Raw genomic sequence first — 22,214 nt, 5'->3', positions numbered from 1 at the left:
AGATGCTTCAGGTATTGCAACGGGTTCACTGGTCCCAGCCGCAGGCACTGATCAGCCACAGCGTATGCGTACCGTCCGTCGCCACCGGCCTAAGCGCCTCACGGGGCAGCTCGTCGAGCGTGTTTGCCCAGCGAGGCGTCTCCGAGCCACCGAGGGCGCCGCCTTCAGTCGGGTCGTCGTCGGTGTAGTAATAGTGGGCACCTAACCGGTCCAGGGCGGCGCACACCCCCGGATCCGTTAGGATCTCCCCCACATGGGCCGCCACAAAGCGTCGATCCGGCTCAGCATAACGACGCAGGGTCGAGTAGACCACGTCCGTGCCGGTCAGTGACCAGTAATATGCCGAGCCGTTGGTGGGCTGACCGAGTACCACGGCGCCCTCGGGCAACAGTTCGGCCGAAGAACGAATGAAATCGGCCTCGTTGTCGGAAAGCATCATCGGCCAGCGGCTGGCGAGCGGCTGGTAGGAGAAGGCGATCACATAGTGGTGGAAGGTGGAGCGGGCCACGGCGGCCGCCCCCAGGGCCACCACGCTGACGGCGACCAGCCCCGCCGCCACCGTGCGCACCGCCGGCTCCCGGCACTGCACCGAGGCGCGCAGCGCAGAATGGCGGGCCAGGTCCACCAGGCCCTCCAGCGCAGTAACCGCCAGCACCGCCGCGGCGATCTCGAACAGTGGCACGATTCGGGCGCGCTGCAGATACCAGGGGAAGGCGAACAGACGTAGTGGACTACCCGTGGAGACGGACGCCGTCACCAGCACCACGGCGATCCCCGCCGTGAGTATCGCCCACCGGTGCCGGCGCCGCACCACGGAGACGACCACCCCGGCGGCAGCCACCACCGTCAGGCTGGCCCCGCCCCAGCCGCCGTCGCGCACCGCCCAGATCATGGCCGAGTCGTGGAAGATCTCGCGCAGCACCACCCCAATATTCGCGCCCGGCCGGTGGTAGGTGAACAGCATCCGCAATTGATCCCAAAAGCCGACAATCCCGAGGGTCACCGCCAGCAGGACGATGCCTACGATTATGAGGGTGACCGTCCGCTGGCGGTTCCCGGCGCGCCAGCGCTGCCCCGCTGCCACCAACATCACTACCAGCAGTGCGGGCACCCCGATGACCGCCAGGTTGAATACGGAGGCGCCGTGCACAGTTACCAGCCCCAGGCAGGCGCAGGCGGCAGCGAGCCAGCCGCCGGCCCGGGAGGCGGATGCCCGGCGCGCCCCGCGGCGCGGCCGGGCCACCATCACCAGCGACACCGCCCCGGGCAGCAGGCAGACCGCCCACCCGTACGGCCACAGAGTAGCCATGAGCACGAAGGGCCCCGTGAAGACGGCTGAAGCGACTATGCCCGTCAGCAGCGGCATCGCGTCCCAAATGCGCCGTGAGCGTGCACTGAACAGGGCCGACAGCAGAGAAGCGCAGCCCAGAGGCCAGACCACTGCCAAGCCAAGCAACACAATGAGGTTGGCGGATACAGTCACGGGCGCCGGCACGATGGCCGCCAGCGCATGCCAGCCGGTCGGATAGTAGTGGATCTCCCCCCAATACATCGGTGCGAGTGCACCAACAGGATAGGCATTCGCCAGTTCCCGCACGTAGGCAACAGCGTTCAGATGCCAGACTCCGTCTGAGGCCTGCATGGGCTCGTCTACAGCCCCAATACCGGAGATCACAGCCCGCCCGGACAGGGCGGCGGCAAACCCCAGGACCACTCCCAACGGCCACCATGGCCCCGGCCCCACGGCGGGTGGCCGCAGCCAGGCGCGCAGACGCTCCCAGCCGGAACCCGAAGCTGGCGGATAGCCGCAGCGGCGGCGTGCCCACGCGCGGACCGCAGCGGCTCCGGCCAGACAGGCCACCAGCAGCACCAGCGTGCCGGCGAGGGCGGTGCCTGTACACCAGGGCACCCCGCCCCAGCGGTATAGGACGGTCAGCGCTCCGACGGCGGCGGCACCCAGGGCCGGGGCAGCGCCCAGGGCCTGCAAGCGCGCCAAGCCGAAGGCCCTCCCCACCAGGTAGCCTGGGGCAAGCAGGAAGACCAGAAGAAAAGCGGCTGCGGGCAGTACCTGAAGCCAGGTCACTTGCCCCCGCCAATGGTGAGGCGAGGGGTGCCTTTCCACAGGGCGGGGTCGGTGGCCCGACGTCCGTCCAGCAGCAGTCGCACACCGGGCAGGTCCGCCGGGGTCAGGGTGGCGTACTCGGGATGATCGGCCTGCACGATGGCGACGTCGACGGCGTCACCCAGGTGGTAGGTGTCCCAGCCGAAGCCGGCCAGCTCGGCGTCGGAGTACATGGGGTCGTGCACCAGTACCTGCGCGTCCTTGGCACGCAGCGCCTCCACGGTGGGGAAGACGCCGGAGAAGGCGGTCTCCTTGACCTTGCCCCGGTAGGAGGCGCCCAGCACCACCACGCGCAGTCCCGCCAGGCTGCCCAGGACCTCCTCGGCGCGGTCGACCACGTACTGCGGCATGGTGGCGTTGAAGGAGCGGGCGGTACGTACGATCGAGGCGTCGGGGTCGGTGGACAGGTACAGGCGCGGGTAGACGGGTATGCAGTGCCCGCCCACGGCGATACCGGGCCGGTGGATGTGGGAGTAGGGCTGAGAGTTGCAGGCGTCGATGACGCGCTGGATGTCGAAGCCGGCCTTGTCGGCGTAGACGGCGAACTGGTTGGCCAGGCCGATGTTGACGTCCCGGTAGGTTGTCTCGGCCAGCTTGGCCATCTCCGCGGCCTCGGCGGCACCCATGTCCCACACGCCGTTAGGCTGGGGCAGGTCCGAACGCTCATCGAAGTCGAGGACCTGCTCGTAGAAGCGGACGCCGGCGGCCGTGCCGGCCTCGTTCAGGCCGCCGACCAGCTTGGGGTAGCGACGCAGGTCGGCGAAGACCCGCCCGGTGAGTACTCGCTCGGGGCTGAACACCAGGTGGAAGTCCTGGCCCTCCGTCAGGCCGCTGATCTCCTCGATCAGCGGCTTCCAACGGCCGCGGGTCGTGCCCACAGGCAGGGTGGTCTCGTAGGAGATGAGCGTGCCGGGGGTCAGGTGCTCGGCCAGCGAGCGGGTGGCGGCGTCCATCCACTCGAAGTCGGGGTCCCAGGTCTCATCGTTGACGAACAGCGGCACCACGAGAACGATGGCGTCTGCACCGGGGATGGCCTCGGAATAGTCGGTGGTGGCTCGCAGCGCCCCGGCGGGAACCAGCGTCGCCAGCCGGTCGGCGAGTTCCGCCTCACCGGGGAAGGGCTCGCGGGCGGCGTTGACGGCCTCGACGGTGGCGGGGTTGACGTCCACGCCGATGACCTCGTGCCCCTTTCCGGCGTACTGGACGGCCAGCGGAAGACCGATCTTTCCCAGGGCGACGACGGCGATGCGCATGCAGGTTCCTTCCTCAGCAGCTGCGGCAAGCAACAGTGAGGATACCGGTTCACTCCGCCGCGGAAGCCCCGAGCAGCAGGGTATCGTAGTGAGACCTGACATGTGCCCAGTCGTTACTGCGCAGGATGTGTTCCTGCTGGCGGCACCGGTAGCCCGCGTCATCGGCCATAGCCAGGATGCGGGCGGCCGCCTCTTGCGGACTGCTCACTACCCATTCGGCAGGGAACAGAGCCGCTGGGCCGCCCCAGCGGGCGACGTCGGGCCAATTCCTGCACACGGGCAGGGCGCCCGAAGCCGCCCCCTCGATGAAGCCTTCGTGAGTGCCCTCCCGGCGAGAAGCAGACAGAATGACCGCGGCGCGGCGCAGGTATTGGGGCACTGCTTCGGTGCGGCCGGTGATGGTGACGGCATCGCCGAGTGCGGCCAGGCGGGCGGTGACGGTGTCGGCGTAGATACGCTCATCGGGGGGCAGGTGCGCCGGGAAACCGGGACCGATGAGCAGCAGGTGCCAGGCGGGATCGGCTTTGCGGAGCAGGTCGAGGGTATCCAGCGCCCAGGCGGGGTCCTTACGCAAAGCCGCCCAGCCGACCAGCGCGATGGTGCGAGCCGCGCTCGGCTCCTTGGGCAGGGTGTACCGCTGCAACAGTGCCCGGTTGGGGACGGTGGTGATCTCCAAGGCATCGGGCAGGCGCAGGCTGGCGCACAGGATCTCACGGATCGCCGGGGCGACGGTGATAAGGGTGTCGACGGCCGTCCAGTCCACCAGTTGCGGCATGACGGTGGAGGCCTCGTAGGAGTGGATGCGGATCAGAAGCCGGGCCCGAGGAGCGAGCACGGGGGCGAGCAGGCTCGCCCAGACGGCGGCGGCACTGCCCCACTCCACGAAGATCGTGTCAGCCCAGGCCAAAGTGGCGGCGACCTCGTTAGAGACACCGGCGAGCAGACCCGCCGCGGCCGGGTCCGCTCCACGGGCCAGTCGTAGGCGGGCACGCAGGAGGCTACGCCGCGACGGCCTGGCAGACAGGTCGAGCAGGTCCAGCGTGCGCACCTCACAGCGGGCATCGGCACGATATTCCTCCACGATGCCGCCCACGAAGTTCCAGTTCCTCAGGGAGATGAACAACAGCCGCCGGGGCCCGCCGGGACGGCGCGGGGTACGGGGGTGGGCGGGCAGCGGTGCGGTGGCGGCGGCCCAGGCGGCGGAGGCTCGCAGTGGAGCCAGGAATACGGCAGGGTCTGCCGCCAGGGCAGAGGGAGCGGCCGAGAAGTGCAGGCTCGGGTGAAACACGGCCCGCACTGCCATGTCGAGTAATTCCTCCGTATCCACATCCCGGCCTGCCGCCCAGGCGACGTCGGCCTCGGCGAGCAGGTCGGCCAGCACGGACGGCGGCAGCGCACCGGAGGCGGAGGCCGTGCCCTCGGTCATCGCCAAAATAGCCGCCTCAATGGCGACCACGGCGCCTGCTCGCCGACCGGTGAGGATACGTCGAGCCCGGTTCAAGAGTCGGTGGGCAGGGGCGTTCTGTCCGCGATCGGCCAGGAAGCGGGCACGACGCGCCGCTTCAATTGCGCAGCCTTGGGCGTCGTCGCGGTGGGATGCCAGGCGCAGGCGCGTGAGGGTGACGGCGGTGAGCGCCGCCCGCCCCGGTAGCGTGGCAGCAGCGCGAGAGGCGATCCCGGTGATACCAGTAGCAGCGCGTGTCATCAGTATTCAGTCCTGTTTGAGGGCCGGATGGCAATTGGCAGACGCGGGCAAGGGTGCTGCGGGAAGCAGTTTGGTCAACAGGGAAGCGGCCATGAAACGCAGGGGCGCCTCTCGGTCCAACAGCCAGGCGGGGTCGCGAGTGAGCACAGTGGCGGGGCGCCCATGATGGCGACGCACCTGGGCGCGGTGAATAAGCGTGGCTGCGGACACTGACGGGTCCAGGCAGGCGTCAAGCAGGTCACGGTCCGCGCGCGACAGGACGCGGAAGAAACCCGGCGCAGCGTGGTGTAGGCGTCGGCACATGGCCGCCAGCGCAGCCCGCTCGGCGGGGGTCCAGATGTCCTCACGGTCGCGATAGTAGACGGCGCCGAACACGTGTATGCGCACCATTTTGACCACCACGGCGCGCCGCTGGGCACCGGTGAGCGAGGTGAACCAGGTGGCGGCGAGCAGACCGGGCAGGAAACCGAGCTGCTCAGCCATTGGACGCATCACGTAGGTGACACGGTCGGAGGCGTCCTCGCCGATCAGGTAGACAGGCCCTCCGGCATCGTAGGCGGTGATCACAGTTGCGAACAGACCGGTAACCATGGCAACGTCACCGCCCACGGCGACCCCCTCCACCAGGTGGGCGCCGTTTCGCTTCAGCATGTCCGTGCTCATAAGTCCCAGCGGGGCGGACCGATAGGCGAGGCGGTCAGCTGTCAGATCGGTGCGGGCGAAGCGGGACAGGCGGCCGTTCGGAGCAGCCCCACGGATGCTCCTGCAAGAGTGCAGGTAGGCGCCAAGGAGCCGGCTGAGGCGCGGTGCGGGCGTGGGCACGATGGCCGTCGGACTCCCCAAGGCCAAGCGGGGAATAATGAAGTCGGCACCGGTGGCCTCAGCCAACGCCAGCCACGAAGCGACGGCGCCGGGGGCCAGGCGATCGTCGGAGCCCATGATGGATACCCATGGGGCGCGGGCGGCACGCAGGCCCGCGTTGAAAGGGCCGGACGCGGAGGGGCGGGGGTCGGTGTGCTCAAGATAGCGCACCAGTTCACGGTGCTGCGGGCCGATCGCTGCAGCAATCTCCTCGGCGGGCAGATTGTGGCAGACGACCGTGACGGCAGCCTCAGGGTTGCCGACGAGCAGCGAGGCAACCGCCCGGCCGATCGGCCGGGTGGACGTATGGCAGGCGACTACGACGTCCACCTGGGCGCCAGGCGGCAGTTCGGGGTGCCCAAGGTCAGTGCGTTCTACGGTCTTCGGACCGAGCCGCCGGGCGGAATCGGGGACGAGCGACGCACTCATGCGGGGACCCTGAGCGCAATGGCGTTGCGGTAGGCGGCGTTGTAACCGGCCGCCACTACCGGCGTGGAGAAGGCATCGCCGATAGTGGCGGCGATATGGACGGCATCCACGTCGCGGGTGGAGCGGTCCAACGCGAGCAGGGCATCAGCCCAGTCACCCGGGTCACGGGAGTCGACCAGTGCGCCCGTTGTGGGGGTCAAGTATTCGGCCTGTCCACCGGTGGCGCCCACCACCACGGGTCTGCCGGCGACGATGGCCTCAGCCGCAGAGACGAAGAAGTTGTCGGCCTTGGTGGTTCCCAGGAACATGTCAGCATCCGCGAGGGCGACACGCACGCCCGCGGCGTCCATGGCACCGGCCAGAGCGATCCGCCCGGCTAGGTCGGGCATGGTGGCGCGCTGGGCTACGGCGTCATGGAGGGGGCCCTCCCCCACCCAGGTCAGGTGGGCGTCGACACCGCGGCGCACGAGTTCCGCAACTACCTCGAGAGCCAGCAGTGGATCCTTACGGTCGATTAGGCCGCCGACGCTGACCAGACGCAACGTCCCATCTTCCCGATCACGCCTGGGAACGACCGGATATGGTTCCACGATGCAGGGCACGATGCTGGTCTCACGGCTTCCCCGCACCCCTCGGATGGGTGCGGCAAGGTAGTCGCAAACAGCGGTGACGACATCGGGACCGGCCAGCAGGCAGCGGGCGACCGGTAGAGCGGCGCGTGCGGTTCGCGGCAGGGTAGCGGGATTGGTCAGAGCTGACCAGTGCTCGGTATGCACCCATGGAACGGCGGATCGACACAACACCAGTGGCAGCAGGGAGGAGAAGGCCATGGAATGGACCACCTGGGCGGTGCCCAGGGCGGGCCCCAGGCGGCTGGCCGCGTCCGCGACGGAGACGGGGTTCGCGGGAGCCATGGGGATGCGCAGCACGTCGATGCCTGCATGGCGCAGGCGACGGGTGCCGTCGTCATCGGCAGGCGGTACCAAGTGAACCAGGCGAACGTCGTGGAGGGTGGCGATAGCGGCCAAGTCGCGGGCCACAAAACTCCCGCGGGAGGGCGAGACGGTGGTGGGGAACCAAGTGGTGACGGCAGTGACTCTCATGCCAGATCCTCCTGAGCGGCCGGCTGTTCAGGCAGAACGATGGAGCGGTCAATGGCAGCAGCGCGCCGGTCCGCCGTAACTATGGCGTCCCACCAACCGGACATCTGCTGCTCGGCGGACAGCTCGCGGGCGGCGGCGTCGGCGGCGGCCTTGCCGGCGGCGACCTTAGCGTCGGTCAGCACGTCCAGGGTGGCGGCCAGGGAGGTGGCGGTGAAGTCGTCGGTGACCGCGCCCAGGTGGTATTGGTCGACCATGCGGGCCATCTCGGGACTGGGTGACACGACCACCGCTAGGCGGGCCTGAACGAAGTCGAACAGCTTGTTTGGCAGGGTGTGCTTGTAATTGAAGGAAACCGGCGGAATGGAGAATACGCCAACGTCGTAGCGGGCGAGAGTGTCGATGAGTTCGGCGTAGGGGACGGGGTCCATCACGCGCACGCGGCCGGCGCGCGCAGCGGGCAGGGCGGCGGCCCGGGCACGCAGGGCATCGATGACGGCGCGGTCGTTGCGGGTCAGGTACAGGTCCAGCGTGACGTCGCGTTCGGTCAAGCCGACGGCCTCGACCATGATCTCCAGGTGCCGGTCGGGCAGGGCGGCACCGGAGTGCACCAACCGCAGGGGGCGCCCGACGGGGGTGGGCTCCGCCTCCCGGTAGGGGGTGGCGTTGGTGACTATCTCGGCGCGGATGCCGTATTCGCGCCGGTAGGCGTCGGCCAGTCCCTGGGCGACGGTGGTGACCGAGTCTGCCCGAGTCACGTACGTGCGGCACAGCCAGCGCATGTAGGGGGCGACGAAGATGCGCCAGCGGGGCACGCCCTCCTTCTGCCGGGGGGCGTACTCGTGCAGGTCGGCGTGGACGCCGCCGGCCGGGCGCAGCCACTGGGCCAGCGGCACGGTTTCGGCGTCGTCGGCCAAGATCACGTCGAATTCGCCGGGCTCCAGTTGTTTACGCGCCCAGACAACCACCTCCTGCTGTGCCTGGACGTGGGCGAAGCGACGGGCGACCAGGGCAGTGCGATTCAGCTGCCAGGAGACCAACTCATCCGGGATGCGCACATGCCGAGCCACGCCGTCGGGAGCCTCGCCGTAGCCGCAGGTGGTGACCTCGTGGGTGGGGGCGAATAGCCGCACCTGTTTCAGTACGCGGGCGTCGGCGGCGATTGGGGAGAAGGAGATGATCAGCAGGCGAGGGCGACGAGGCGCGGAGGAGAGAACAGACGGGTCGCTCATGCGCGTTCCCCCATAAGGGCGCGGCGGTAGGCGCCTATCAGCGCCTCGGTTTCCTGTTCCCAGGTGAGCTGCGGGCAGGCTGCCAGGGCAGCGGCCCGATACTGCTCGGAGTCGGCGAGGACATGGGAGATGGAGGCGGCCAGGTTCGCCGGATCCTCCGCGGCGAAGACCTCCCCCACCCCGTAGCGTTCGACGACGGCGCGGACATCCGGTAGATCGGCGGCGGCCACGGGCAGGCCGCCGCGGATGGACTCGAACAGCTTGTTGGGCAGGGCAAAACGGTATGACAGACAGGTAGGGCGCACGTGCACCACCGCCACGTCGGCGTCGGACAGGGCATCCGCTACCTCGTGCGGGGCGACTGGTCCCACCCGGTGCACGCGTTCGCTCACGCCGTGGCGGGCGGCTTCGCGGGCGACGACGGCGAGGTAGTCCGGTTCGCCGTATCCGAGCATGACCAGGTGGACGTCGGCGGGCAGGTGCGGCAGAGCGGCAATGGTCTCCTCAATGCCGCGGGAGGTGGTGATGCGGCCGCCGTAGGCGATAATCCGGTCGGTTGGCGCCAGGCCCGCCAATTGGCGCAGGCGTCCGCGCGCGGGGTCGGGCAGGGGGCCGGCCGCGGGAATGTTGCGCACCAAGGCCGGCGGCCGCTGAAGCCGGTAACGCTCAGCCAGCCAATCCACGATGGACGGCGATACGGTGATGACGGCGTCGGCACGGCGGATGCCCCGCTTCTCAATGGCGGCCTCCACTTTCCGGGCCATGGGCCGATCAGTGCGGACGTTGCGGTTAAGCCACAGCTCGTGGGAGTCGTAGACGAGGCGGGCGTTGCAGCGGTCCGCGATCCACAGGGCCGGGGCGAGGGTGTTGCCATCATTGGCGTGAACCACGTCGGGCATCCATGCCAGGGCGGCGCGGGCAGTGCGCAGCCAGTAGTCGCCCAGGGAGACGGTCTTGTAGGCGCGCATGACCGCGTCGGCGGTGAGCGCGCCGACGCGGCCGGCCGCCGCGTGTGCCGCGGTGGTGATGGTCGGGCGGGGGGCGCGCTCACGAGCCGTGTCAACCTGGGTGGTGTCGATCGCCGATACGGGAACCGGCGCAGGCCTCTCCCCGAGCGCGGGCGCGCCCTGGGGTTCGCCGCCGGCCGGCGTCCCCAGGGCATCGGCACCCGTGGGCGCGCCGGTCTTGCCGGCGACGCGGTCGCGCAGAGCCGCCAGGCGGGGGGACACGTTGGCGAGGGCGAACTCGCGGGCGCGCACGATGTCGACGCCGTCGCTCACCGGGACGGTGCCCTCAGGGTAGCCGGAACTCGTGCGCGCTACGGCGAAGATGCGCACTGTGGCGCCAGCAGCGCGCAGGGCGGCCGCCTCCTTCAGGACGCGGGCGTCGTTGTGGGCGTCGTTGTATACGAGCATGGCGACGCGCGGGCCCCGTCCGTTGAAGGTCGGCAGCCGCAGCGCCGCCCCGTCCGGGATGGGTGCGCCGGAGGGAGCTGTCCGCGTGGTGGCAGTGTCGGCCGGCATCATCTCAATCATGCGGTCTTATCCTGCCTATTCGGTTGCATGCGGGAAACAGCACCGACGGCGCCCCGGACGGCCGACTCATCGTCGTCATCGAGCAGTCCGGCCAGGGCGGCCTGCTGGGCGAAGTCGGGGGCGGCGGCTACCACCTCGTCGAAGGTACCGGAGGCGACCAGGCGGGCGTCGCGCATGAAGCACACCTGGTCGCTGTGGCGGATGGTGGCCAGGCGGTGCGCCACCACAATGACGGTCACCTCGCCGGACAGCTCCGCGACCGCCTCGGTGACGGCGGCCTCCGTGGCCGTGTCCAGTGCGGAGGTGGCCTCATCCATGATCAGGACGAGCGGCTCGGAGTATAGGGCGCGGGCGATGCCCAGGCGCTGGCGCTGCCCGCCTGACAGCCTCATGCCGCCCTCGCCGACCGAAGCCCAGATGCCGCCCTCGCGCTCCTCAATGACGTCGAGCAGTTGGGCACGGCGCAGTGCCCGGCGTACTCGGTCCACGTCAATGGAGTCGGTGTCCCAGGACAGGGCGACGTTATGGGCGACGGTGGAGTCGAACAGAGAGACCTCCTGGGGCACGTAACCTACGCGGGAGCGCCACGACTGCAACACCTCGGTCAGGGATACGTCATCGACACGCAGTTGCCCGGCGGAAGGGGTGAGCAGACCAAGGATCATGTCCACCAGGGTGGACTTGCCCGAACCGGAGGCGCCGACCAGGGCCAGGGAGGTGCCAAAGGGCAGGGTCAGTGAGACGTTTGCGACCGCCGGACTGTCGGCACCGGCGTAGGTGAAGGAGACGTCGTCGAGCACGAGAGCGCGGGCGTCTTCGGGCAGCTCGGTGCCGGCGGCCATTTCGGCATGTTGGGCCCGGTTGACGCGGCCGGCCTCAATCTCCGCGAGTACGCGCTCGGCGTAGGCGATATTCGCGCCGGTCTGCCCCATGATCGTCTGGAAACGCGTGATGGAGGGGACGATGCGGAAGCCGCACACGCCGAACAGGGCCAGCGAGGACAGCGCCTCGCTCTGGCCGCCCTGGGCGTAGCCAATGCCGGCGGCGATGGCCAGACCACCGATGAGGGCGATCTCCAGCATGTAGCGGGGCACGGCGCCGAGGAAGGACTGGTCGGCGCGGGCCTGGGAGGCCTTGCGGCGCTCGGCAAGTACCACGCGCTCGAGCTCGGCGGCCTTGTCCCGCAGGGTGATCTCCTTCAGGGAGTGGACCATTTCGGAGACCAGGCGAACGGCACGCACCGAGTAGGTGCGGTTGTCCTTGCCCGCGGCCACCGCCCGGCGCAGTACCCACAGGTACATGACCAGCGCAACGATTCCGAAGTAGGCGACGGTGACGGCCGCCATCGTAGGGCGGGCGACGAACAGCACCGCTATGACGGCGACGAAGGTGCAGACCTCTCCGGCCAGCTGAGTGAAGGGGATAAGTACGCCGGAAATGGTCGAGGCCACCCCGACATCGGTGGAGCGGACCAGGTCGGTGGAGTGGCGGCGCAGCCGCTCGGCCCAAGGCGCGTAGAAGAACGAGTCGAGCAACTGGGCGCCCAGGTCCTGCTCAAAGCCGGCGAAACGCTTAGTAGAGGCACGCTGAATCGCTATGGCCAGTATGTCCTTGCTGATTATGAGCACGCACACCACAAGTAGCAGCCAGGCGGCGCCGGTTCCGCCTACGCTCACACCGATCACCGGGATGTTGAAGGAAGCGCCGGTCATCAGCGGAGTGAGCAGAATGGCCAGCAACCCCAGAGCAGCAACGTCGAGCAACGACAACGCCGAGAACAAGCCCGCAAAGGTGAGAATGAAGCGCGCGGCGCCGCGGGGCAGAACGCTCAGCAGACTCCTAACGGTGCGCAACAACAGACTCACCCGGCGAGTATATCCAGGGGACGTCTGCGAGCGGGGCCCTCTCATTGGCGCTTCCCCGCCACCACACGCCGAGATCGGCAAAAGTCATGTGCCGAGATCGGTCATCGCGGCAGGCGCCGGAACGGGCCGTGCCGACGACGGCGCCCGAGTCGCCTGCTGGGGGCGCGCCGGCCGGTAGAGTCCGAGCCATGAAGGTGCTGTCCGTGGTCGGAGCCCGCCCCCAGTTCGTCAAACTCGCCCCCATCGCCCACGCCTGCGCCGCCGCCGGCGTGGAGCACGTGATCGTACACACCGGCCAGCACTACGACCCCATGCTCTCCGACGTCTTCTTCCGCGACCTGGACATTCCCGCGCCCGACGTGCACCTGGGTGTGGGGTCGGGCTCGCACGGGGTGCAGACCGGGGCCATGCTCGAGGCGATGGACGGGGTTCTGGCCGAGCGCGCTCCTGACTGGGTGCTGGTCTACGGGGACACGAACTCCACGCTCGCCGGCGCGCTGGCGGCGGTGAAGCTGCACGTGCCCAGCGCCCACCTGGAGGCGGGGCTGCGCTCCTTCAACCGCGCCATGCCCGAGGAGATCAACCGGGTACTCACCGACCACGCCGCCGACCTGCTGCTCACCCCCACCGCAGTGGGCGCCGCCCACCTGGCTGCCGAGGGGCTGGCCGAGCGCACCGTAGTGGTGGGCGACGTCATGACCGATGTGCTGCTGCGGGTGCGTGACCAGGTGGCGGGGGCACCGTCGCCGGTGATGCGCGAGCTGGGTCTGGCGGAGGGAGGCTACTCGCTGGCCACAATCCACCGGGCGGAGAACACCGACGACGCCGGCCGGCTGCGCGCGGTGCTGGATGCCCTGGCCCGCGTGGATAATCCGGTGGTGCTGCTGGCGCATCCGCGGCTGGTGGCCAAGTGCGCCGAGCACGGCATCGACCTGGAGGCCGTCGGGGCCTCCCCGGGCTCGCACCTGCTGGTGCACCCACCGCTGGCCTACCCGGACCTGATCGCCTCCGCCCTGCATGCCCGAGGCGTAATAACAGACTCCGGCGGCCTGCAGAAAGAGGCCTTCCTGCTACGCGTGCCGTGTACGACTGTGCGACCGCAGACCGAGTGGGTGGAGACCGTGGAGCTGGGCTGGAATGTGCTGGCGGAACCCGGGGAGGCACTGGTGGCGGCGGCCTCCCGGCCCAGGCCGGCCGAACCGGACCCGGGCGCGGCCACCCCCTACGGGGACGGCCACGCCGCCAAGCGGGTAGTGGCCGAGCTGAGTGCCCGCGCCGGCACCGTCACCTTCTGACAGGCCTGCCGCCGGCTGGGTCCGGATCGGCCGGACGCCTACTACCGCTACCTGCTTGTGCTGCAAGCCCTTGCCCCCTGGTGTGCGGCGAATTCGCGTACACCAGGGGGCTAAAGTGACTCTTCAGGTTTGGGGGTGTGGTGGTTGTGGTGGGCTGCGGCAGAGCGGTCGCCGATGTCCTGAGGCTGACACGGGGGTGGGGTGTGTGCTTGGCCGGTTGGGCGTTAACAACGCTGCTTAACGTTCTGCTGTAAACCTCGGGGGCCTTCAGCAGACGGTTAACCGGCGTTGTCAACCCCGAAGCGGCGCAGCAGATCGGGAAGTGGCGTTGCAGATGGTCCCGCTTCCGGGCACCGGGGCCGCCGGCAGCCAAGTCCGGCACGGTTGAACCGGCAGGCTCGCCACGGCACGGCTCATCACGTCCCTTGCCTGGCAACATGCCGGCCAGCACACCCACAAACATCAAGACACACCAGCCACCACAGCCACCAGCACCAAGAGTCGGCTTGGGTGGGTTGGTGGGGGTCGTTCGAGGACGCCGGTTCGCCGTCGACGACGCGGGTTGGCCCTCAAGGACGCCGCCCGGGAGAGCGTCCTCGGCGGTCAGCCCACGTTCTGGAGGTTTAACCCGCGCCCTCGACCACCCGGCCAACACCGAGAGCACCCCTACCGGCCCGAAACGTCCCCGCCAGCCCGACATCGACCTCATCCACCCCCGAACACAACCCCCACACCGCAGCCCGGGCCTAAGCCACCACGTCGCAACCACCACACCCTCAAACCGGAACAGCCGCTGAAGTTCGCATCAGAGCACAAAGTCGCGCGTCAGCCAGCCAACGCCTCGGCCAGCAACACCTCGGCCGCATCGCGCAGGGCGGCCTGCATGGAGCGGTGCCGCATGACCCAATCTCGACGGCGCTGCGCCTCTTGGGTCCGCTGCACGTCGTCGGCCCGGGACGCCTCCAAGGCGGCCAGCATGGCGGCGGCGACCTGCTCGGCGTCGTAGTCACTCGCCCAGCCCAGGGCGTTGTCGGGCAGGTCCGTGCGCGCCGGCCCGGGACCGGCGTAAACCACCGGTGTGCCGCAGGCCAGGGCGGCGAAGATCTTAGTCGGGTAGGCGAAGTCATAGCCCAGCCCCGGGCGGATGGACACCACCGAGGCCACCGCCCCGCGCTGCCAGGTGGCGGCCTGTGCGGCCGGCACCAGGTCGCGGAAGACCACGCGCGCGTCCCCGTCCGCCAGATCCTTCAGCGTCTGCCAGTCGCTGCCATGCCCCAGGAACACCAGCCTGGCCTCGGGCTCCTCCCGGTGTACCAGGCGCAGCGCCTCAATGAAGACGCCCGCCCCCTGCCACTCCGAGGCGGTGCCGGCGTATAGGAAGTACGGCGCCGATGGCGCGTCGGCGGCGCTCGGTCCGTCCGGGGTGAACACGTCGGTATCGATGCCGTTGGGCACTACCGTGACTCGCCGAGCGCCCAGCCTCCGCACCCGCTCGGCCACGCCGTCGTTGACGGCCAGCACCGTGGTGGCTCCGCGCAGCGCCAGTCCCTCCACGCCCCGCAGGGCGCCGACCACCCATCCGGGGGCGCCGGTGGAGGCGGCGGCGTCGGACCACACGTCGGCGGCGTAGTAGGCGTAGGGGGCGCCGCGCAGAGCGGCGACCACGCGTACCACCGCCCCGGTCGTGGGCGGCGGCTCGGCGACGATCAGGTCCGGTGCGGACCCGGCCAACAGCCGGACCGCAAGCGGGATGTCGAAGCTGAGGTACTGGGCGTAGCCGCGGATATAACCCCCGGCGTCGCGCAGCGCCGGGGCGGAGCTGACAGCCACCCCGGGGTCGGCGGGGGCGCTCATGCCCGGCGGCGTGGACGTCAGCACCCGCACCTCGGCCCCGGCGGCGGCCAGGGCGCGGGCCAGTCCGCGCAACCGCAGCGCGGCGGCGGCCGGTTCGGGGGCGTACAGGCGGGTTGCCAGCACCACCTGGGAGCGACCGCCGCGTGGGCGGGCACGCAGAACGGCCACCGCAAGCACCGCGGCCACAGCTCCTGCAGCGGCCCGGTTGAGGGCCCGGCGGTTCACAGCTTCACGGTGCGCCCCTCGGCCGCGGAGGTGAGCACCGCCTCGACCACGCGCAGTGTGTTGACGCCCTCGGCCATGGTGACGTGCTCGGCGCCGATACCCCATACGGCATCGCGGAAGCGCTCCTGCTCCAAGGCCAGCGGCTCGCGCTTGGCAATGGCGTAGCGTATGACATCACCCTCGGTCACGCCGCGGAAATTAGCGACCTGGTCCCAGTCGGAGGCTACGGTCCCGTTGGCGTAGAAGGTCAGGTCACCGGTAAGCGTGTCGGCCACGAAGGCTCCCTTCTCCCCGGTGGCGATGGTGACGCGCTCCTTAAAAGGGGTCAGCCAGTTGACCACGTGGGAGACGATCACACCGCTGGCCAGCCGCCCGGAGGCGACCACCATGTCCTCATTCTCCCGCCCGGAGCGGTGCGCCACCTGGGCGCTGATAGACACATACGGAGAGCCTGCCACCCAGGCGGTCAAGTCGACGTCGTGGGTGGCCAGGTCCTTGACCACGCCGACGTCGCTGATCCTCGCGGGGAAGGGACCCTGGCGGCGCGTGAGCACCTGGTAGACCTGGCCCAGTTCACCGGCATCGAGCCGCTCCCGCAGTGCGCGCAGTGCCGGGTTACAGCGCTCCACGTAGCCGACGGCGCCCACCAGGCCGGCCGAGGCAAAGGCGTCACGTACCCGCTCCCCGGCCTCCACGCTGTGGGCGATGGGCTTCTCCACCATGGTGGGCACTCCCGCCTCCGCCAGCGCCAGGGCGACCTGCTCGTGGTAGACGGTGGGGACGGCAACCATGGCCGCGTCCAGACCGGTATCAATGAGGGCGTATACGTCCGGCAGCACCGGCAGCTCCCCGGCGACACCGAAGCGGTCGCCACCCGGGTCGGCCACGGCCACCAGCTCCACACCCTCGGTGGCGCGAATGACACGGGCGTGATGGCGCCCCATAGAGCCCAAACCAATCAGTCCGACACGCAGCGGGCTGTCGGCGTTGTGGGTCCTGGTTGTTTCAGACATATCAGGCACCTGCCTTCACAACCGCAGCGACGGCCTGGACGATGCGGTCCAGATCGGCCTGCGACAACGAGGGGTGGACAGGCAGGGACAGGCACTCGCGGGCGACGAGCTCGGTATTCGGCAGCTCCAGGCCGGGCGCGTAAGACACCAGCGAGGACAGACGGTGGTTCGGGATCGGGTAGTACACCCCGGTACCCACCTGCCACTCCTCACGCAGCGCGCTTTGGGCGGCATCGCGCTCGGCCACGCCCACCCCCTCCAGGCGGATCGTGTACTGGTGGTAGACGTGCCGGTAGCCGTCGGGGACGGTCGGAGTGATCACGCCGGGGACGCCGGCCAGCCCGGCATCCAGCACGGCGGCGTTGGCGCGGCGCGCCTGGGTCCAGCCGTTCAGCTTCTTCAGTTGTACCCGGCCCACGGCCGCCGCCACGTCCGTCATGCGATTGTTCAAGCCCACCAGCTCGTTGGCATACTGCTTCTCCATGCCCTGGTTACGCAGCAGGCGCACACGGCGGGCGAGTTCGGCGTCGGCGGTGGTTACCATGCCGCCCTCAAGGGTGGTCATGTTCTTGGTGGGGTAGAAGGAGAAGGACCCCCACGCCCCAAAAGTGCCCACGGGCCTGCCGTTGATGGCAGCGCCGTGCGCCTGCGCGCAGTCCTCGAAAACAGCCAGGCCGTGGCGGGCGGCGATCGCCATTATGGCGTCCATGTTGGCGGGCAGACCGTACAGGTGCACCACCTCGATGGCGACCGTGTTCTCGGTGATGGCGGCCTCGACGCAGGCCGGGTCCAGGTTGAAGGTGAGCGGGTCGATGTCGGCGAAGACGGGCTTGGCCCCGGTGATGGCCACGGAGTTGCCGGTGGCCGCGAAGGTGAAGGACGGGACAATCACCTCCGGCACGCCGGCCGCGGACTTGAGGTCGCAGGCCAGTGTGGCCAGATGCTGGGCGGAAGTGCCGGAGTTGACGGCGACGGCGTGGGCGCCGGCAACCACCTGGGCGGAGAACTCCTCCTCGAAGGCCGCCACCTGGGGCCCCTGTACGACCATGCCGGATGCCATGACAGCGTCTACGGCGGCCCTCTCCTCGTCCCCTATGATCGGTTTGGCGGCGGGAATGAACTCGCGTGACATCAGTGGGTGACCTCCCGGATGGTGTTATCGGAACTGTTATCGGCAAGCGTTTCTTCGTACAGGGCGCCGGTTACGGGGCAGCGCCACAGGCGCCCTCCCCCGGCTGCGGCCTGAGATTGGTCCTCCCGAACTAGGGCGGCGTCATTGTGTGCGGGCCCATTGGCCGAGTCCTCCTCCACGGGGACGAGAGGCTCGCCGGCCCGCCCCACCCAAGCAATGCGGCGGGCTGGAACGCCGGCGACCAGTGCGTGCGCGGGCACATCCCTGGTGACGACCGCGCCGGCGGCCACGGTGGCCCACGCCCCGATGCGCACCGGCGCCACACACACGGCGCGCGCTCCGATCGAGGCGCCGTCCTGAACCGTGACTCCCACCGGCTCCCAATCGGAGGCGGACTTCAGCGTGCCGTCGGGGTTGACGGCACGGGGGAAGTGATCGTTGGTGAAGGTGACGGCGGGGCCGACGAACACGCCATCGCCAAGACGGGCAGGCTCATAGACCAGCGCATAGTTCTGCACCTTGCAGTTACGCCCCATGTGCACGCCCTCACCGATGTAGGCGCCCCGACCGATGATGCAGCCCTCGCCGAGCACCGCGCGCTCGCGGACCTGGGCCAGATGCCAGATTGATGAGCCGTCGCCGATGGTCGCATCGGGCGAGACGTCGGCTGAGGGGGCTATCCGGGTGGGACCGGCCTGAGTCATGGAGGCTCCTCACTGGCCTGCGGCATGCTGACGGGCGCCACCCTGCCGGGCGCCATCTCACTGCCATCCTAAGCCAGGCTTGTGCGAGAATGCGGTGATGGCATCCACTGGAGGCTCCCAAGATCAGCCGCACATTCCGGTTGACCCGATAACGGACGCCTGGCTCGTTGTGCCCCTTTACAACGAGGCCTTGGTGGTCCGTGGTGTCATTGAGGAGGCCCGGCGGGTCTTCCCTCTGGTCGTGGCCGTCGACGACGGCTCCAAAGACGACTCTGCCGCGCAGGCCCAGGCGGGTGGCGCCGTCGTAGTCCGTCATCCGCTGAACCTGGGACAGGGGGCGGCGCTGCAGACCGGCATCACCTACGTGCTCGAGCGCACCACCGCTGATTATCTGGTCACCTTCGACGCCGACGGTCAGCACTCCGCCGGCGACGCCGCCGCCATGGTACGCGCGGCACAGCAGGAGAATCTGGCCTTCGTGTTGGGTTCCCGCTTCTTGGCGGGGCCCTCCCCTGTGGGCCGGCTCAAGCGGATCGTGCTGAAAACCGCGGCGGCGGCGGCCTCGCATACCACCGGCATGCATCTGACCGACGCACATAACGGCCTGCGGGTCATCCGTCGCGACGCGGCTGAGCAGTTGGAGCTGCGGCAGAATCGGATGGCGCACGCCTCCGAGATCATCCGCCAACTCGGTGCCACCGGGTTGCCGTGGCGCGAGTTCCCCGTACGTATCGCCTACACCGAGTATTCCAAGAGTAAGGGCCAATCCCTGTGGAACTCGATCAACATCCTGGTCGATCTGCTGTTCTCGTAGGCGAGCGGTCATACTTGATGTCATGAGCTCACAGATCATCATCCAGGTTCTCCTCATTGCCGCAGTTGCGGCCATGGGATGGATGATGCTGCGGTCTCCGGGCGGTGCGCGTCATCAGGCGGGTCGTCGGCTCCTGACCCTGGCCTTCGTCGTCTTCGCCATCGCCGCGATTCTGGCACCATCGCTGCTGACCCGCTTGGCGCACCTGGTGGGGGTGGGCCGCGGCACCGACCTGCTGCTGTACGCACTGGTGGTGGCATTCCTGTTCCAGATTCTGTCCTCCTTCCGCCGCAATGCCGCCCGTGAGCGGCAGATCACCCGGTTGGCGCGGCGGGTGGCGCTGGACGACGCCCCGCCGCCGGCGCTCTGAGGCCCGGAGCACATGTGGGGCTAGAGGAGCACATACGTGGCCAACCTCGGCCACGGCAGCGTCCTTCCCGATTCGGGTTCAACCCCGCCGGACGGCGCGCACCGCGATCTCCTCACGGGCCCTGAGCCCCGCCGACACCGCCCAGCGCACGGGCGCCTGCCACAGGGCCGGATGGCTCGAGTTCACGTAGCGACGCGCCGAGGCGTGGTGGGCGCGAATCATGCGCTCGGGCCGGCTCTTCCAACTGGCCCCCTGCGTGTGGACGACGACGGCGTCAGGAACCTGCAGGTTCAGCCAGCCGGCCCGGCCCACGCGCGCCCCGAGGTCGACGTCCTCGAAGAACATGAAATAGTCCTCGTCGAAACCGCCCAGTCGCCTCCAGGCGGCGGCGGGCAGCAGAATGCAGGCGCCGGACAGCCAACCGACCGCATGGGTCGCATCCTCGTTGGTGCCGTGGTAGGCGGCCGAGAAGGGGTTCCCGGGCCACACCCTCCCGAGTACGGCGTGTCCGGCCCCGCCGAGCAGCGACGGCAGGGCGCGTCCTGACGGGTAGACGCTGCCGTCCGGGTTCAGAAGCCGCGGTCCCAGGCAGCCGGCGTGAGGCTCGGCGCAGCCCGCCGCGATCAGCTCATCCAGGCTCCCCGGGCGCCAGACGATGTCCGGATTGGCGACCACGAGCCAGTCCTCAGCCAGGTCACGAGCGGCGAGGTTGGCACCCGCCCCATAGCCCCGGTTGGTGCCGTCACCGACCACGCGCGCCCCATAGCGCTCGGCGAGCCGGTTCACCCGTTCGTGCTCGGTGCCGTTGTCGGCGATGACGACGACCGGCGTCCTGGCGGTAGCACTACTCAGGGACTCAAGGAAGGTGTCGAGTTCCTCACCGGGGTTGTAGGCGACCGTGACGACGCGCACCGTTCCCGGCGGCGTGCCGGCGGAGTTGCTGGACGGGGTGAGTTCTGTATCGGTCACGCGTGGGAGACTACACGCGCCGCCCCTCCGAGGCTGCGCGCGCCCGGCGTCAAGATGGCTTAAGGTGGGGCGACGACAATCGTCTGAGATCCCTCCGTGCGGAGGATGAAGGATCGCAGCTTCTCACAGACGGGTTCTTTATGATCATGGCCGTGTCATCCCACGCCAAAACCAAGTCGCGCGCCCGCCACTCCGCCAAGGATCTCTCGCGGCGGGCCGCGCGCAGATCTCTGCTGGCCGGGTTCGCCGTGGTGCTGTTTCTTGTCTCCGGCGTCGTGATCGCCTGGCACGACCTTCAATCCCAGGTGAACACGATCAACATCGATGGCTTCCTCGACGAGGATCGCGCCCGGCGGGTGACGGACAGCTACGAGGGCAAGCCTGTCAACATCCTCATCCTGGGGACCGACTCCCGCGTGGGCGCGAATAACGTCGATGGTTCCGAAGGCAGCGAGGAGGTGGCGGTGGCCCGTTCGGACACGGCCATGCTCCTCCACCTGCCGGCGGACCGCTCCCGCATCGAAATCATCTCGATCCCACGCGACCTGCTGGTGGACATCCCTTCCTGCAAGACCGCCGACGGCGGCAGCACCGAGGCCATGTCCGACACCCCGTTCAACACCGCCTTCGCCAACGGGGCCGGCGCCGACGCGGACGCCGCCGCAGTGGCCGCGGGTGTGGCCTGCACCATCGCCACCGTGGAGGACCTCACGGGGCTGTACATAGACGAACACCTGGTGGTGGACTTCAACGGTCTGACCACGACGGTGGACGCACTCGGCGGCGTGACCCTCTACGTGGATGAGGACATAGACGATACCGAGTTCACCGGCCTGGTGCTGAGCCAGGGCTGCCAGCACCTGAATGGCACCGCCGCCTTGCAGTACGCGCGTGTGCGCCACGGCGTCGGCGATGGCTCGGACCGCCAGCGCATACCGCGTCAACAGAATCTGGTATCCGCCATGCTGCGGACCGCCAAGTCGAAGAACTATCTGACCGATGCCGACGCCCTGTACAGCTTCGCGCGTGCCGCCCTGGGCTCCCTGACGGCGTCCCCGGGACTCGGCGACCTCACCAAGCTGTCCGGGCTGGCGCTATCAATCGGCAACGTCAGCGCCGAGCAGACGACCCTGATCACCATGCCCAACCAGGAGGCGCCCTGGGACCTGAACCGAGCGATCCCCACTGACGCGGCCAATGATGTATGGGAGGCGATCAAGAACGACACCCCCATTGCAGAGGTCATGCAGAATGCGGCCACCCAGGAGGAGACCGACGCGACCTCCGGGTCCAGCACGGACGGTGCCGAGAACCAGGCGCTAGACGACCAGCCGCAGTCCGGGAGTGACCAGCCCGATGCCGCCTCCGGCGATAAGACACCCACCATGCAGGCGACCACGGAGGATCCCGCCGCCCAGTGTCGTTGAGACGAGCACAACGCGTAGACCGAGTAAACGGACAGGAGGCCAGACACCGGTGAGCCCCGCGAACGACGGCGATCTCCCCCCGTCATTCAATCCCGGCGATGGCAGGCGCGATCGCCGCGCCGGCGCCCAGAGCGGCGCGACGCCGCGGCCCCCGATACCGCCGCGACCGGCCTCCGCGGCATCCAGCGGTCGATCCGCCGGTCATCCACCCGCTGCCACCCCCGCCGGCAGTGCCAAGCCCCGCGCGCACGGCACCGGCCCGAAGAGCCGTGCGCGCGCAGGCTCCTCGGCGGTTCCATTGGCCTCCGG

The 22,214-nt window shown here is 69.2% G+C and carries 17 protein-coding genes; 4 read left to right on the top strand and 13 right to left on the bottom strand.

What is annotated here, in order from left to right; all coding sequences use genetic code 11:
• Positions 1 to 25: 25 nt before the first annotated feature.
• The 8 genes from Q4A20_RS01770 to Q4A20_RS01735 are packed head-to-tail and all read right to left on the bottom strand — an operon-like array spanning position 26 to position 12,102.
• A complete protein-coding gene (locus Q4A20_RS01770; RefSeq protein WP_303119518.1) occupies positions 26 to 2,083 on the bottom strand; it encodes a DUF6541 family protein in 2,058 nt (685 codons plus the stop codon).
• Positions 2,080 to 3,375, bottom strand: coding sequence for a nucleotide sugar dehydrogenase (locus tag Q4A20_RS01765; protein ID WP_303119516.1), 1,296 nt, complete (start codon positions 3,373 to 3,375; stop codon positions 2,080 to 2,082). Before Q4A20_RS01765 ends, Q4A20_RS01770 begins: the two co-directional genes overlap by 4 nt.
• A 49-nt stretch (positions 3,376 to 3,424) precedes the next feature.
• Positions 3,425 to 5,080 carry a glycosyltransferase gene (locus Q4A20_RS01760; protein WP_303119514.1) on the bottom strand — a complete coding sequence of 552 codons (1,656 nt, stop codon included), beginning with the start codon at positions 5,078 to 5,080 and terminating at the stop codon, positions 3,425 to 3,427.
• Positions 5,081 to 5,086: 6 nt separating this feature from the next.
• A complete protein-coding gene (locus Q4A20_RS01755; RefSeq protein ID WP_303119511.1) occupies positions 5,087 to 6,370 on the bottom strand; it encodes a glycosyltransferase family A protein in 1,284 nt (427 codons plus the stop codon).
• On the bottom strand, positions 6,367 to 7,473 hold the full coding sequence (locus Q4A20_RS01750; protein ID WP_303119509.1) for a glycosyltransferase family 4 protein: 1,107 nt from the start codon (positions 7,471 to 7,473) through the stop codon (positions 6,367 to 6,369). The genes Q4A20_RS01755 and Q4A20_RS01750 overlap by 4 nt, the downstream gene beginning before the upstream one ends.
• Entirely contained in the window at positions 7,470 to 8,702 is a 1,233-nt protein-coding gene (locus Q4A20_RS01745; RefSeq protein ID WP_303119506.1) for a hypothetical protein, read from the bottom strand. The genes Q4A20_RS01750 and Q4A20_RS01745 overlap by 4 nt, the downstream gene beginning before the upstream one ends.
• The gene (locus tag Q4A20_RS01740; protein WP_303119505.1) at positions 8,699 to 10,237 is read right to left on the bottom strand and encodes a glycosyltransferase; all 1,539 of its coding nucleotides are present in this window, start codon (positions 10,235 to 10,237) and stop codon (positions 8,699 to 8,701) included. Before Q4A20_RS01740 ends, Q4A20_RS01745 begins: the two co-directional genes overlap by 4 nt.
• Positions 10,234 to 12,102: an ABC transporter ATP-binding protein gene (locus Q4A20_RS01735; RefSeq protein WP_303119503.1), complete on the bottom strand. Its 1,869-nt coding sequence runs from the start codon at positions 12,100 to 12,102 to the stop codon at positions 10,234 to 10,236. The genes Q4A20_RS01740 and Q4A20_RS01735 overlap by 4 nt, the downstream gene beginning before the upstream one ends.
• Before the next feature lie 188 nt (positions 12,103 to 12,290).
• Here Q4A20_RS01735 and wecB point away from each other — a divergent pair, with 188 nt between their 5' ends.
• The gene (gene wecB, locus Q4A20_RS01730; RefSeq protein ID WP_303119500.1) at positions 12,291 to 13,397 is read left to right on the top strand and encodes a non-hydrolyzing UDP-N-acetylglucosamine 2-epimerase; all 1,107 of its coding nucleotides are present in this window, start codon (positions 12,291 to 12,293) and stop codon (positions 13,395 to 13,397) included.
• A gap of 825 nt (positions 13,398 to 14,222) precedes the next feature.
• Here the strand turns inward: wecB and Q4A20_RS01725 are convergent.
• The 4 genes from Q4A20_RS01725 to Q4A20_RS01710 are packed head-to-tail and all read right to left on the bottom strand — an operon-like array spanning position 14,223 to position 18,325.
• Complete coding sequence (locus tag Q4A20_RS01725; RefSeq protein WP_303119497.1) at positions 14,223 to 15,476, bottom strand: glycosyltransferase; 1,254 nt, start codon at positions 15,474 to 15,476, stop codon at positions 14,223 to 14,225.
• Positions 15,473 to 16,489, bottom strand: a complete 1,017-nt coding sequence (locus Q4A20_RS01720; RefSeq protein ID WP_303119494.1) for a Gfo/Idh/MocA family protein — start codon at positions 16,487 to 16,489, stop codon at positions 15,473 to 15,475. The genes Q4A20_RS01725 and Q4A20_RS01720 overlap by 4 nt, the downstream gene beginning before the upstream one ends.
• A gap of 1 nt (position 16,490) precedes the next feature.
• Complete coding sequence (locus Q4A20_RS01715; protein ID WP_303119491.1) at positions 16,491 to 17,621, bottom strand: DegT/DnrJ/EryC1/StrS aminotransferase family protein; 1,131 nt, start codon at positions 17,619 to 17,621, stop codon at positions 16,491 to 16,493.
• Complete coding sequence (locus tag Q4A20_RS01710) at positions 17,621 to 18,325, bottom strand: acyltransferase (protein WP_303119489.1); 705 nt, start codon at positions 18,323 to 18,325, stop codon at positions 17,621 to 17,623. Before Q4A20_RS01710 ends, Q4A20_RS01715 begins: the two co-directional genes overlap by 1 nt.
• A 97-nt stretch (positions 18,326 to 18,422) precedes the next feature.
• Here Q4A20_RS01710 and Q4A20_RS01705 point away from each other — a divergent pair, with 97 nt between their 5' ends.
• On the top strand, positions 18,423 to 19,139 hold the full coding sequence (locus tag Q4A20_RS01705; RefSeq protein ID WP_303119486.1) for a glycosyltransferase family 2 protein: 717 nt from the start codon (positions 18,423 to 18,425) through the stop codon (positions 19,137 to 19,139).
• Positions 19,140 to 19,161: 22 nt separating this feature from the next.
• A complete protein-coding gene (locus tag Q4A20_RS01700; protein WP_303119484.1) occupies positions 19,162 to 19,509 on the top strand; it encodes a DUF2304 domain-containing protein in 348 nt (115 codons plus the stop codon).
• 78 nt (positions 19,510 to 19,587) lie between these two features.
• Here Q4A20_RS01700 and Q4A20_RS01695 read toward each other — a convergent pair whose 3' ends face one another.
• Entirely contained in the window at positions 19,588 to 20,478 is an 891-nt protein-coding gene (locus tag Q4A20_RS01695) for a glycosyltransferase family 2 protein (RefSeq protein ID WP_303119482.1), read from the bottom strand.
• Between the two features lie 146 nt (positions 20,479 to 20,624).
• On the opposite strand from Q4A20_RS01695, the gene Q4A20_RS01690 reads away from it, so the two are divergent.
• Positions 20,625 to 21,905 carry an LCP family protein gene (locus Q4A20_RS01690; protein ID WP_303119479.1) on the top strand — a complete coding sequence of 427 codons (1,281 nt, stop codon included), beginning with the start codon at positions 20,625 to 20,627 and terminating at the stop codon, positions 21,903 to 21,905.
• The last annotated feature ends 309 nt before the right edge of the window (positions 21,906 to 22,214 follow it).

It is taken from the genome of Actinomyces sp. (assembly GCF_030530635.1).
GTDB lineage: Bacteria > Actinomycetota > Actinomycetes > Actinomycetales > Actinomycetaceae > Actinomyces.
The sequence above is the reverse complement of the archived record's forward strand: the minus strand, read 5'-3'. Positions and strand labels throughout refer to the sequence as shown.